At 50.9% G+C, this 13,609-nt stretch carries 8 protein-coding genes; 4 read left to right on the top strand and 4 right to left on the bottom strand.

Annotation, left to right across the window (positions count from 1 at the left end; translation table 11 throughout):
- Positions 1-389: 389 nt before the first annotated feature.
- Positions 390-1,454, top strand: a complete 1,065-nt coding sequence (locus H6F91_RS14040) for a phosphotransferase (RefSeq protein WP_190772372.1) — start codon at positions 390-392, stop codon at positions 1,452-1,454.
- Positions 1,455-1,561: 107 nt separating this feature from the next.
- Here H6F91_RS14040 and H6F91_RS14035 read toward each other — a convergent pair whose 3' ends face one another.
- The gene (locus H6F91_RS14035) at positions 1,562-3,406 is read right to left on the bottom strand and encodes an NAD-binding protein (protein ID WP_199307826.1); all 1,845 of its coding nucleotides are present in this window, start codon (positions 3,404-3,406) and stop codon (positions 1,562-1,564) included.
- Positions 3,407-3,948: 542 nt separating this feature from the next.
- Between H6F91_RS14035 and H6F91_RS14030 the strand changes: the two genes are divergently transcribed.
- On the top strand, positions 3,949-4,563 hold the full coding sequence (locus H6F91_RS14030; RefSeq protein ID WP_190772370.1) for a peptidylprolyl isomerase: 615 nt from the start codon (positions 3,949-3,951) through the stop codon (positions 4,561-4,563).
- Positions 4,564-5,080: 517 nt separating this feature from the next.
- Here the strand turns inward: H6F91_RS14030 and H6F91_RS14025 are convergent.
- The gene (locus H6F91_RS14025) at positions 5,081-5,293 is read right to left on the bottom strand and encodes a hypothetical protein (RefSeq protein WP_190771456.1); all 213 of its coding nucleotides are present in this window, start codon (positions 5,291-5,293) and stop codon (positions 5,081-5,083) included.
- A 338-nt stretch (positions 5,294-5,631) separates the two neighbouring features.
- On the opposite strand from H6F91_RS14025, the gene H6F91_RS27560 reads away from it, so the two are divergent.
- Positions 5,632-6,033 carry a hypothetical protein gene (locus H6F91_RS27560; protein ID WP_199307825.1) on the top strand — a complete coding sequence of 134 codons (402 nt, stop codon included), beginning with the start codon at positions 5,632-5,634 and terminating at the stop codon, positions 6,031-6,033.
- A 204-nt stretch (positions 6,034-6,237) separates the two neighbouring features.
- On the opposite strand, the gene H6F91_RS14015 is transcribed toward H6F91_RS27560, so the two are convergent.
- Positions 6,238-9,909, bottom strand: coding sequence for a CAAX protease (locus H6F91_RS14015; RefSeq protein ID WP_190771457.1), 3,672 nt, complete (start codon positions 9,907-9,909; stop codon positions 6,238-6,240).
- A 586-nt stretch (positions 9,910-10,495) separates the two neighbouring features.
- The gene (locus H6F91_RS14005; protein WP_190771459.1) at positions 10,496-12,331 is read right to left on the bottom strand and encodes an ABC transporter ATP-binding protein; all 1,836 of its coding nucleotides are present in this window, start codon (positions 12,329-12,331) and stop codon (positions 10,496-10,498) included.
- A 151-nt stretch (positions 12,332-12,482) separates the two neighbouring features.
- On the opposite strand from H6F91_RS14005, the gene cax reads away from it, so the two are divergent.
- Positions 12,483-13,559, top strand: a complete 1,077-nt coding sequence (gene cax, locus H6F91_RS14000) for a calcium/proton exchanger (protein ID WP_190771460.1) — start codon at positions 12,483-12,485, stop codon at positions 13,557-13,559.
- Positions 13,560-13,609 lie beyond the last annotated feature (50 nt).

Below are 13,609 nucleotides of genomic sequence, written 5' to 3'. Positions count from 1 at the left end.
TATAAAGATAGTTTTTCCGCCATAAAATGACAGGAAAAGCGCCTTCATAGGATTTAACAGTTGGGATGAGTCGTACCTATCTCATCTTGAAAAAGCATTTAGGATTTCTATATCTTTTCTATCAATATGCTCACCATTTTTTTCAAGCCCTTGATTTGTAGACGCGATGCGCCTGCAAAATCAAGGGCTTGAAAAAAATGGTGAAGGTATTGTTCTGCAAGAAACCGTTTTTAAATGGCTCAGCCTGATTAAACAGAAGATCTAAACTGTACCAACCGCTTCGCATGGGACACAGCTTAGGTCTCAACTGCCTCCTTACATGAAGCTTCGCCCACCCCTACAATAAAAACGCATAAGCACATTCATCTATTCAATTAGTTGAAATTAACGTGAGTCATAGTGTAAACATTGCCGAAATTCAAGCTCATCTCTATAAGCATCTAAAGACACGTGGATTTGGAGAAGGCTTTACCCTCACCTTGATGGCCCATGGAGAAGCAAATCTAATTTTTCGCGTCAACTCAAATCGTTTAATACGGGTTGCAGTCAACACCCCCAACAAACGGTTTGAAGGGGATTTCAAGCGCGTAACTCAGTTTGAGGAGAAAATTCTCACCTATTTGAGCGGATCGGGTATTGGTCATGAGTTACAGGCACGCCAGCTACAACCCAGTGACGATTTTAATTACACCTACTTAATTACCAATTATCTGGAAGGAGGGCCATTAGATTATGGGCGATCGCACCTCCAACACTGCGCCACAACCCTCGCTCACCTCCATCGTCTGCCTCAAAACCCTGGCTATGCCCTGGACGAGTTGCGCCACCATGTACCCACGATCGCACACCCCCTCACCCTCTTCTTTGAGGAATCACGCGACTACGCTCAACCCTACCTGCAATCTGCCGATGCCGATGCTGACATTGTAAAAATGCTAGAGGCGGTGTTGGCGAAAGCGGAACAGCGGTTGAGTGCTGAATCTTTGCTATCGGATTACCCTCACCAGTGTCTGGTTCATAGTGACCACACCTACGAAAACTGGGTCGTCAATTCCCAACAGGCTTACCTGGTGGATTGGGAGTGGGCCGAAATTGGCTCCCCCGCTGGGGATTTGGGTCACTTTCTTTCTCCCGTCACGGTGCGCCGCCGCCACAATTATCGTCTGCCAGCCGAGGATCGCGAGTTTTTCCTGCACTGTTATTACGAAGCTCTGGAGGATGCAGATTTAGCGGAACGAATTCGACAGCATTTTGTCGCGTTTGGGCCCTACCCGGCTGTGCGATCGCTCTGTTGGACAGCGGGCTACTGGGTTACCGCAAATCGCTGGTATGCCGATACGGACAGCCCTAATGCAGGCGATCGCATGGCACGGCTGAAGCGCAGCCAGCAGCAATTTCCTGAGCTGTGGCAGGAGGTAATGGACTGGCTTAATTACCCTGTGGAATCAGGGTGAGTGTTGTGTGCGTCACTGGATACGCGTTGCATCTATGTATTTGAATTAGAGCCGCATCAAAAAAGCCCGGCAGAGCCGGGCTTTTTTTGATGCAATTTTCTGAATATCTAAGATTCTGCTAGCAGGATAATCGTATCTTGCGGTTGAAATTCGATGAGTTTGTCTTTAGATGGATTAATGACCACTCCATAGGATCGCGCAACGTTATTCGCATCAGCTTTGTGGCGATACCCGATCGCAGATTCTCCCCGTTGTCTGGCGGCTTCTACTACAGTGTAGAAATTGACAGGGCGATCAACTGTGACGTAGTTATCGACGGGTTTGAGGTAAATCTCTGAGCCTTCAGAACTAAATAAATCCGTCAGCACAGCATTAACGTTTTTCTGTTCTGCGACCTGGGCTAGCATCAGGCTAATGATTTGCTCGCTAATTACGAAATCATCAGGGCGAGCAACCTGGGCCAATGCTTGATTGCGGACATCTAGAATTTCAGTGACGATTTGAAAGTCGTGATGATGGCGATCGCAAATATCCCGCAGATGGAGCAATGTCACCAGAGTTTGAGCATCCGCCTGTTCTGCATCCAGGGTTGAGTTGCACAGGACAAGAGCATGGTTATACTGCGTCAGGTTGAGACTGTCTAATACATCTCGATCCGTTGGATCTCCCTGTTGGTAGCGCACCGTTTGTTTTTGAAGTTGCAGGGATTTCTCCGACAAATCCACCTCAGCATCAGGAAACTCCGCCACGACCATCACCGTCGAGCCCGGTGCCACATATTGATCCAGGAGTTGGATGATGTTGTAGACCCGATCATTCCAACCCAAAATTAGTGTGTGTTCAGCCGTAGGTAACGTCGCTTCGGCAAGGTGAATCGCTTGCCGATCAATTGGAGCTTCTGCGGCCTGATTCAGATGCGTTGTATCGTCATCTTCACTAATAACAATCAGTCGTTCCCCGGGTTGCAAGAGCCTATTGCTGGGAGGATTGAGCTGAATTGCACCCTCTGCATCTTGAATCCCAATGACCACCGAATCGTTGTACGCCAAAAGCGTTTGACCATAGGTACTGCCATAGAGTGCAGGTTCCTCCCGGAAGTAAATTTCATCGCCACTGAAGTTCAGGAGATCGATGTACACCGTGGATAACCCGGACTGACGGCAGGTTTGCACCACAATACGTGAAATTAAATCATTGATTAATAATGGTTCTACGTTGTTATGAGCAACCAGCTTGAGCACATCCAGAGTTTTGGGACTCTGCACTTGCGCGACCAGATGGTAGGGTTGGGGATGCGATCGCGGAATACTGGTAATCGCCAGAAGGGTCTTCACCAACTGCGTATCGGCAGCATCCTGGCCCGGATTCAGAATGATGATAGATCGGGACGTTTGAATGCTCACGATACCCAGGTCTGTCATGCTGCTGGGGCTGCCTGTACGACACACCAGGCGAATTCGAGGCAACCTCCCCAACGTATCGTGAAGGGCAGTTTCCATCTCAACCTTATCTTCTTCACTGAGGATGACAATGCAGGTATCTGAACGATTTGCATTCGCCAGCGCCAACTCCGAGATCAGGGTGAAGATCTGCAGCGACCAACCCAAAATAACAATGTGATCGGTTTCGATGACACGCGATCGCCCTTTCCGCAAATCCTCTAATTTGGCATCAATACCACTGCTGAGTAGACCAATCAGTGTACTGACCACAAAGATGCCACCGAAGGTGACAAACAGCATGGTTAAACGGAACACCCAACCCGTGTCGCCGCCCACAGTTCCTGAGTCGAGTGTTCGCATCAGAACGCCCCACAGAGCTTCTGGGAGATTAAGGCGATCGCCTCCTTCCGGTGCAACTCCTGACACGCTGACCAGCACAGCCATCAGCACAATAAACGCGAAGGAAACCAATGCCAATCCGCTGACCAGGGCAACAGTGCCTCGGGCCATGAAGTTGTCGAACCTGTAACGGAGTTGGCCGGTAAGGGTACTCTGGCGTTTTCGGTTGCTGAATCTTGCACGACTCGGAAGAAGGTTTTGCATGGGAGGCTCGGGAAACAATTCGTTACTTGGTGTTGTAAGACACCAGGGGTATCCCGTAGTATTCCCCATTCGGTTCTGATCGCTACGTCAGCCATCAATATCTACAAAACCCCTCCAGCACCAATTCAATAACCTGAGTTCGGGTTAAAGGCGTTTTCGAGTGCCGCGCAACGCGCGGCACTCGAAAACGCTCATTTTGGCGTGCACATAGTGCACGCCAAAATGAGCACTTCAGCTTATCCCGAACGGAGGGTTCAATAGGAGGATGTGCATTTGTGTGGTGTACGCACACTACATAAATGCAGCAGGTACAGTGAGTGTGCGACAGTCCTGCTATTAAAAAGATGTAAAGTCTGGTGTGACGGGGGAAGTTCGCCGTGGGGACGTACCCTGCTTCAAGATTGCTATAGTTGGGGCAAAAGCGCTTCTCCCTGGATGGCTTAAACTGCATGCTATCTCCATTCTCTCGCGAACCCAATTTGGATCGCGTTGTCGCTGCCGTTGACTATACAGCCGAGGAGTGGGAAGAATTTCTTCAGCAATTTCTCAATGCGGAAGATTATCAGGTTTGGCTGCAACAGCAAGAAGTTACACCGGAAGATTTTGAACTGTGGGTCAAGCGAGAATTAGCGATCCGAAAATTCCAGAACCAACAATGGGGACGCAAGGTCGCATCTTATTTCCTGGATCGTAAGCATGAGCTCGATCGCGTCGTAGCATCACTGATCTACTTGACGGATCAAGGATTAGCACACGAACTTTATTTCAGAATTGCTGAAGGAGAAGCGACCTTTGACGAAATTGCGCGCACCTATTCCCAGGGGGCCGAAGCTAGCAATGGTGGCAGAATTGGCCCCGTTGAGTTAGGACAACTGCATCCGCGATTAGCCCGATTGTTTTATGGAGCCCAACTTGGGCAACTGTGGGCACCCCTAAAGCTGGATCAATGGATTGTTATTGCACGACTGGAGGAAAGTTTACCCGTTCAGTTCGACGACTTTATGCGTCAATCACTACTCAATGAGTTACTAGACATCTGGCTTAAGGACAACCCTGCTGAGTAAGCCAGGCTGAAACGCTTGCAGCAAATTCTTGTACACGATGTCCATATTTCAAATACCTGGATGGGATGTGGTGAAAGGAACACAAAGCGTCTCTTTCACCACATCCCATCCACACGTTTAGAACACTTTTATCCTGGGGAGCATTAAACGATCAATCAACTTTCTAGAGAAACGTCTTATTCAAAAGATTTCGGATCTTATATAAAACAGTTATTTATGCCAATTCAATTATTTTATTCCCACCCTATACAAGCTATTTGGAACCCCGCAACAAAGTTATGATAAAAGATTCTATTAATCTGTAAAACGATCGCTACACTAACAAAACCTCAGAGCTTATATTTCATTAGTTCGGACAGTTTTTCTGAAACCCTTGATTTTGCGTGCGCTTCGCGCACGCAAAATCAAGGGTTTCAGAAAAACTGTCCAGAGTATTGATATTTTTAATGAGTAGATTATCAATAACAAAGTACCCGACCAACCATTCATCCAAGTTTCTCGGGCCATGCTGTCAGTGCTAGAGCAACCAATATTCGGGGTGCGTCATGTCCAGAGCGATCGCCATCAAGTTCGCAAAATCAATGCGAACTGAAAGTAGCCAAAACTTGGCTTGGGCACGGCTCCGCTGAATACCACGGGAAGTCGTGAGCCGCCAGAGTGCGATCGCTAGCGGCAACCAGGGGTAACTGAGACGGAGGATACGCCACTGAAGTCGGCACAGCAGAGTCATAGGATTATGCCAGGGTAGAAACAGGTATAACGTTAAGGGCAACGATCGAGTAACAAGTTTTTCCAGGCTTGTTCCACTGTTCAGGCGCTCAATGAGAAGCTCGACTCCGCCTATTTGAACCTTTGAGTATAAACATACCAAGGGTGCCGTAAGAAGAGACTAACAAACTACACTCCTTTCCATGAGGATATGAGAATTTCTCGCGGGAAGGAACTGTTTTATAGTGTTTCACCTGAAAAAACAACCCTTTCAATCCTTTCTCAGATGCCCCATAGTGTTAAGGGGAGATCTGGGCAAGCAGGCTTCAGGCCGATGCTCTCACGCCTCCTGACCGAACTATGAAGCAAAAGCTGACGGGTGTGATGCGAATGAGACAAATTCAGCAATTTAGCATCATCATTGAACCAGTAAAGGAAGCCCCTGCATCCACAGAGACCCAGCAGGCTACGGATGGAGCCCAACACTATCAGGCCGAATGTCCAGAATTAGAGCTTTCGACGTATGGGGCCACTGCAGAAAAAGCACGGGCGAAGCTTATCGAGGCGATCGAACTATTTTTTCAGTTGGCCGATGCCAGCGAAATTTCTACTCGCTTAAATCGTCATCAACAACCCATCCGTCTTTCCTTTTGGTTAGAGGATGACCCCGATGATGGGTACCGAGCGATCGCCCTGGGGGAAGCAGGCATCATTCAGGACGAGGTGTTCGAGGCGTTGTGCGAGAGCTTGCACCATCCCTAACATCCAAAATTCTGTTTATATAACGCTGTGCGCGTTGATGTAAGTACGGTGGTGTGTGGCACGAAGTTCCCTAAACCACTGTCGCTGTATCTAACGCACTTGCACATTGCTATGTAGCCTTACATCATCTGCTAAGACAGAGTATTAAAGCTGCGCGGAGCGCAGCTTTAATACTCTGTCTTAGCAGATGATGTGGAGTTTTAGCTACAAGGTCATGGGAGCAATTGGCTCAATATCGGGGTCATAGCCTCCCACTTGATTTGTACGCAGGACCCATACCGATGCGTTATGTTGCAGAAACACTCGCACGATAGTGTCACTGGCCTTGCGTGGCAGAAGGGTCCGCCAACTGCCAATGCCGATCCACAGGTTACGCAGGGGTTCATCCTGCAAGGTACTGCCTAGATTGAACTCATTCTTCTCCCAGTCTGGGCGTGGGCCACCCAGGGGTTGCAGTTCCCGTTCCAAAGCATTGCCGACCTGCACCAAATCCTGATAGCGCTTGGCCTGCTCGGGGTTATCGTTCATCCACTGGCTTAAGCTTGCTGCATTAGCCCGTTCAATGCGTCGCTCGATATAGCGGAGACTGTTGAACAACGCCTGGTTAGAATCTTGCGAGCAGTTGTTAGCCGGGCCAACATAAGTGCCTCCCGTACCGTCGCCAATGCGATAGCGCGCCGTCATTACCTGAAGGGCTGCCAGCATCACATCCAGGGCAGATTGCCGCAGATCGTGGGCCGAAAAGCTATCTGTAAACGCCTTTAGTTTAATGACGATGTCGCAGGTAGGGCGATTGCCGAGCCAGCCCAATTGGCGATCGCCCATATACCGTGACCAGTGCAGTGTTCCTGCCGTCAGCCCATCGATGTTGTGGGTGTAGACCTGGTAATACTGAATATCAAATCGGAGCTCATCGACCAGAGGGTCACGAATCACCTTCGCCAGCCCATAGGCAAAGTGCCCGAAAAAGATAGGGCCACCCGCAGCAGGTTCTTTTTTCTTACCTCCAATGCCGCCGTAGGTGTGGAGTACCAGGGCGCGATCGCCTTCCCGCCACTCATCGATCGCCCGCTGATTCGACTCCTCTCGGGGGGTAATCAGCACCGAGTTAATCTTTCCTTTCTGCGCAGCCACATTGGCCCAAGATTCTTTGCGAATGTAGCGGTAGCCGGCCTTATTACCCACAATCACCCGATCAGGCTGGAGGCGGAAAAGCGATCGTGGTGCCAGGGATTGCACCACAAACTGGCCTGCCTCATTCTTTGCCCCATAGATATACCAGCCCGTTTCATTGAGGGGCGATCGCTCAATATCCCGTAAGGTTGAAGGGCAACTGCCATAATCCGCAGCCCGTAACACTGGGGGCGTTTGAACGACTTCCATTGGCCCATCAAACTGCCGGGTCGCACGATTAAAATGCACCACCTGAAAAGCGTCATGCCCGACTGGGGAATGGAACCGCACCAGGGCATAGTAGCGCCCAGTCACCTGGACAGGGGTACTCTGAATGCGAAGAGTGGCAGGGTTTCCCGCATCTACCTGCACTAGCCCTTCCAGCATCACGGTGATGTCATCCTGGGGATGAGAACCCGCCAGGGATTCCAGTGGCCCCACCTGCTGCCGGTGATTGAGCCGGGTTGGATGTACTAACCCGCCATACGTGCTGGTGTACTCCGCATCAGCGCTAAAGTGAACATCCCGTGTCACCGCATTGACCAGGCTGCACAGAGCGGGCTCTTCGAGCCATTGGAGCTTGACCTTCCGCCCCACCAGATGCTCATATCCCTGGGCCGCGTGATACACCTCAAACCAAACCCCTCGCACCTGGGGGCGCTCCTCACGGGTAGGCAGAATCAATCGCCCTATCCAGGGCGCAATCGGCTGATACCACTGAGTATCCACTACCTGTTGGGCTGGGTAGTAGGTGTATCGGTTAAACGCAGCTTCCTGGTAGCGGGTGTACTGACTCATCTTCTGAGGCAGGCGATCGCGGCTGCGGAGAAGTTGCCCCTGAAGAATTTGCACAATAAAGTCGATGGTTTGTTGCAAGTTAGTCCGACCATCGGGGACACGAGCTTTGGGGTCCATCAAGCCCCCCGGAAGTTGGTGCCCAACGGTTGACCCCAGCGCAATAAAGCTGATCTTGCCCAGGCGCTTAGCCCGGTTCCAGTAGGATAGGGGAAACAACTTCCAGCGGCCTGGAAACATAATCGGCCCAATTTTCTCAACGTTATCCTTCCCGCCGACCAGGTGGTAGAGGTGTTCCAGCACAAGGATGTTGTTGTTGGCACTGATGACGCCCCCCAGAGAAATCACATCAATGGGAGCACCGATCGCCCGCTTCAAAAATGCAGCCGAGGCACAGGCCATCTGCCCACCTCCGCTATATCCAATCAAAGTGATGGGCACGCCACTGCCAGTCTGGTAGCCATTCTTAAGCAGAGCATTGTGCATCACCTGAGCAATACCGCGGTTATAGAGCGGCCCGTAGCGTTTGTCTGAGGACACGCCCACAATTAAGACGTTGCGGAGGTTAACGAGTACTCCTAAAAGGCTGGCAGGGTTAGTCCATCGCTGCTTGTCGGCTAGTCGCCAGAGAAATGCCAGGGGACGGTCTTCATCCAAAGGGTTATTGAGCACTGAATAGCTGACCAACCCCCGAATCAAGGCAATATTGTCAGGCAGGGCAGGGGTTAGGGAATCTAGAAAATCCTCTACATCCGGCAAGTACTCCGCAGTAGATTGCCCGATGCCATCCAGGTAAATGATGTAGCGGGAAATACTGCGGGGGTCGGTGATGGGTTCAGCCAATTCCCCCACATTCACATTGGTATTGATTTCGTCGTCATACCACCCGGCCCACCAGCCCAGGGTTTCAAGAGGGGCCAGCAATCCGGCAAAAGCCAGGGCGATTACCCCAATCCACATCAGATCAAACAGGAAGCGTAAAACTCCTGGCAGGGTTGCATACCAACCAAACAATCCATCTCGTACAGGTGCCAGTAGAACGGCCACTATGTAGGCCAGCAGCAGCATACCCACTAAACCGGAGGCAACTTTAACCCACCCCCAACGGGTGCTTTCATCTTTGAACACCAGGGCTGCATCGGCATCGCTGGGAGCATTGCGGACAATGTTTTCTGCTAAATTTTCAACCCGTTGACGGGCCGTTTTAATTAGTTGTTGGGCTTCAGGAATCGGCGATGGATTCGGGGCAGTTAAGAGTGGAGAAGTGGCTTCTGCCATGCGCGATCGCACCATCTCAAGCACATCCTGGCGATTCGTGGACAGCTCTACTCCAGCGACTTTATCTGCCACCCAGCGACCCAAGTTAGCGATCGGTTGCCCAATCACCCGCTGCAAAATTTGCAGCACACCCCACCCCACCGCCACGTACCAGATGGACTGGGTCAGGGAAACCTCTGTCAGCCCAGCAAAACCCACCACCAGAGCCAAAAAATGCCACACCGACAGCAATGTGAGCAGAGGAATACCCAGATAGGGGATTGCCGCTAGAAAGCCAAACAGCAACGGCGCATAGGTGATTCCCAATACCCGGATCAGGTCTCCCAGAGAAGCTTGTACAGCCCAGGGGAATAGGGTAATGAGCCAGGTGCTAAATACCAGGAAAAGAAAACCGCAGACGTAGAGAACGGCATTAAGTAGAAGGCTAAAGATGAAGCGAACTGGCCTCACCCGGTTAATAAATAGAATGATGCTTTGCCCAACGGCCAGAGATAATCCGGCTGCTAATACAACCTCTAAGGCAAACCAGAACCCCCAGGGAACGGCGACGATCTGTTGAAAGGTTTCACCATTCAGGCTGAAAACTCCACCCAGGAAATCCCAAAAGTGAGCAAAGCGGCTGTTTCCCATAACTGTTTTATTAAACGAGAGATTGCGGGAGCAAGTTGTGATGAGGCCCAATTGGCAGTAGCCGACAGCTCTCCCTTGGGCTATGCCCCAGACAATAACCCTAGTTTCGCTAGAGGAACAGGCGATCGCAACTGCCTCGAAGTGGATTTCTCAATCAGTACTGGGAGTCAGGGATGTCGTACTATCCGCCAACTCCAAGGTCAATAACCTAAACTCAGGTTAATTTTAGAAAAACCACTCAGATCAATTGCAACGTTATTAATTTCTTATTTTTTAGAACTACGTTGAATTCAGTCAGCTAAGAGCGTATTGGGGGCAGCCGCAGCCGTCGTGCTTCAAACGCCTTTCAGGATTGCAAGGTATCTAGCCTTCATTCTAAACTGGCAGTTTGGTTCAGGCATTAAACGTGCGTCTTGCCCTTTTTTATATAGAACTGCGGGTGAAAAACCAGAAAGGTTATCTTTGATAAGCTATACGCTTCAGCACGTATCAAAAATAACTTTCGATAGCTAATCTGATCTCCAGTTGAAGAACCATAATAGGTAGCGCTGCAGCGCTACCTATTATGGTTCTTTGCAGAAATCTTCTAAGCCTCCAGCATTTGAAGTCGATAAAGGCTCGCGTACAGGCCATCCATGGCGAGCAACTCGTCATGATTGCCAGACTCTACTAACTGACCATGTTTCAGGACCAAAATGCGATCGACCCGGCGAATTGTAGAAAGACGGTGAGCAATGATAATGGCAGTGCGATCGACCAGCAGCGTATCCAGGGCTTCCTGAATCAGTGCCTCAGTCCCCACATCTAGATTAGCGGTTGCCTCATCCAGTACCAGGATGCCAGGGTTGCGAATGGCCGCGCGGGCAAAGGCAAGGAGTTGTTTCTGACCGCCTGAAAGGTTTGTGCCTCGCTGGCGCAATTCGGTGTTGTAGCCCTGCGGCAGCTGCTCAATAAATGAGGCCACATTCGTCTGCGCCGCAGCCTTTTGCACCTCCAGCATGGAGTAGGATTCTCCCAGAGTGATGTTGCTTCTCACATCCCCCGCAAACAGGAAGCCATCCTGCAAAATGACGGTCATGCGACGGCGCAGTTCTGCTTGGGGCAAATCACGAATATCTACCCCATTCAGCAAGATACGCCCCTGGCTTACGTCGTACAAGCGACACAACAGGCGAATGATGGAGCTTTTTCCGGCTCCTGTAGGGCCAACGAGGGCTACTTTTTCGCCAGGACGGATGGTAAACGTGAGGTCACGCAGTACCATTTCATCAGACTTGTAGCCAAACCAGACATGGTCAAACTGAATCTCACCGGGGATGGTGGGCTCGCTGGCGTGGGGGGTGTGGGCGACGGGAGAGAGGACAGCGGGATCACGAATCTCGATCGGTTCGTTGAGGATGTCACTCACCCGCTCTAAAGCCGTCAGCCCGGCCTGAATGGAGGTGAACTGCTCAGCGAACTCTCGCAGTGGGTCAAAGAGGCGCTGACCATAGAGGATAAAGGAAGCCAGCAGGCCAATGTGAAGGGCATCCTTCAAAACAAGGGTACCGCCCAACCAGAGAACAGCGGCGATCGCCACTAACGAAATCCACTCCAATGTTGCCGACACAGCCGAGTCAAAAAGGATGGTGCGATCCACCTCATGCACATAGCGAGAGTTGATCTTGTGGAATAACTCTGAGTTAAACGCTTCCCGTCGGAACAACTGCACGACGTTAATACCGACAATGTTCTCTTGTAGGGTTGCGTTCAGGGCAGATAGTTCTTCTCGCGCACGGTAATTAGCTTTGCGAAACTGCCGTTGAAAGGTGATGATCAACCCGGTTATGGGAATCAGAATAGCCAGCAGCATCAACGCCAGTTGCCATTGCAGCGTAAACATTGTCACCATCACCACAACGATGGAAAACAAGTTACCCACAATGCCGATCGCCCCGGTAGAGAACACGTCCCCCAGAGCATCGACATCACTGGTGAGACGGGTGATCAGTTTACCAACGGGGGTGCGATCGAAGAAGCGAGTTGCCAACGAGGTGACATGGTGAAACAGGTCATTGCGAATATCAGCGGTAATACGTTGCCCGACCTTCTGCACCAGGTAGCTCTGCATGCCATCCAACGATAGGCGTACGGCGATCGTGACCAGCAGGAGTAAGGCAACTCGGTTTAGAGCATCCCGCAGGGGCAAACCCTGAAAAAAGCTCATCACAGGTTCATTCTTAATCAGCGAAATCGCCTGCCCCACCAAAAAGGGTTGTAGTGCCGTCCCCAGGGAAACTGGAATGAGCAGGACCAGCGACAGGGCTAGAGTGCGCTTATGACGAGCCGCATAGGGAAGCAGCATCTTCAGCAATCGCCAATCTGTTTGGCGAGAAGGCCGAGTGGTTAGCTCATCCGTGGAACGAGAAGTAGCAGAAGACATGAGGCAAGCAGTGAAGATCTAACGTTGTGCTGGAGCCGTTCTAATCAACTGTAGCGTAGTATGCAAATGTCCCCGGGATGCCGCCCGAAATCCCCCTTCGGGTAAGGTTTCGCTATCCTGGGCAAAGTGCCCCCCTATTGGCTCAACCTCTATGACTATCCAGGTTCTGATTTCAGCCATGCTGCTGGTGTTTGTCCCGCTGTCTATTGCAGCGGAGATGTGCCATTGGGGCACAACGGCTGTGTTTCTAACCTCGGTTGGAGCGATCGCCCCCCTCGCCATCTGCCTCAGCATCGCCACCGAAGAACTGGCTGTCGCCACTGGCCCTACCATTGGCGGCCTGATCAATGCCTTGTTTGGCAACGCCACAGAACTCATCATCGCCTTAGCAGCCCTGCGAGCCGGACTGGTGGATATTGTGAAAGCCAGTATCACGGGCAGTATTTTGGGAGATCTGCTGCTGGTATTAGGGCTGGCAATGCTGCTGGGCGGATTTCGCTACAAGGAGCAGAAATTTCAGCAAATTGTGGTGCGGGTGAGTGCGCCAACAATGGCTCTGGCGGTAACGGCGATCGCCCTTCCCACTATCGTCATTAATACGTCCAATGTGGTAGACGCAACCGCCATCACCAATCTGTCGATCATTGCCGCTGCGGTGTTGGTCATCGTCTATGGCCTCACCTTGCTGTTCTCACTCAAAACCCACAGCTATCTTTATGATGTGGGCCTCGCCATCCAGGAAGACGATACTCCTGAAGAAACCAATCACAGCGTTACCCTTTTGATCAGTATTCTGCTAGTTACCAGCGTTGGTATTGCCCTGGAGTCTGAGTTGTTTGTGGGAGTCGTGGAAACCGTCACCCAGCGCTTTGGCCTGACGCCCCTCTTCACAGGCGTCATTCTGCTGCCCCTGTTAGGAGATATTGCAGGCTATATCACAGCAGTCCGGGTGGCGATGAGAAACAACATGGATCTCACGGTATCGATATCTCTAGGGTCAAGCCTGCTAGTTGCGCTATTTGTCGCTCCTGTGCTGGTGCTGGTAGGGCAGATTTTAGGAGAACCGATGGATCTCAACTTCAACCCATTTGAGGTGATTGCGATCGCGATCGCCGTTACCGTGACCAGTTTGATTAGTTTAAGTGGGCGATCGAACTGGTTGGATGGAGCGTTGCTCCTCGCGACCTACATTGTTTTAGGCGTAGCGTTTTATTACCATCCAGCATAATTGCCGTATCCAGAAGCTATTGATCGATCAATCGTCACGTTCACGGGAAC

This window comes from Leptolyngbya sp. FACHB-8 (assembly GCF_014695575.1).
In the GTDB taxonomy this organism is placed as follows: domain Bacteria; phylum Cyanobacteriota; class Cyanobacteriia; order Elainellales; family Elainellaceae; genus Vacuolonema.
This window is presented reverse-complemented; position numbering and strand designations above follow the sequence as displayed.

Bases quoted from the DNA above. Each gene is read 5' to 3' on its own strand.
- H6F91_RS14035 (WP_199307826.1), bottom strand. From the start codon at position 3,406: ATGGCCCGAGGCACTGTTGCCCTGGTCAGCGGATTGGCATTGGTTTCC.
- H6F91_RS14030 (WP_190772370.1), top strand. From the start codon at position 3,949: ATGCTATCTCCATTCTCTCGCGAACCCAATTTGGATCGCGTTGTCGCT.
- H6F91_RS14025 (WP_190771456.1), bottom strand. From the start codon at position 5,293: ATGACTCTGCTGTGCCGACTTCAGTGGCGTATCCTCCGTCTCAGTTAC.
- H6F91_RS27560 (WP_199307825.1), top strand. From the start codon at position 5,632: ATGAAGCAAAAGCTGACGGGTGTGATGCGAATGAGACAAATTCAGCAA.
- H6F91_RS14015 (WP_190771457.1), bottom strand. From the start codon at position 9,909: ATGGGAAACAGCCGCTTTGCTCACTTTTGGGATTTCCTGGGTGGAGTT.
- H6F91_RS14005 (WP_190771459.1), bottom strand. From the start codon at position 12,331: ATGTCTTCTGCTACTTCTCGTTCCACGGATGAGCTAACCACTCGGCCT.
- cax (WP_190771460.1), top strand. From the start codon at position 12,483: ATGACTATCCAGGTTCTGATTTCAGCCATGCTGCTGGTGTTTGTCCCG.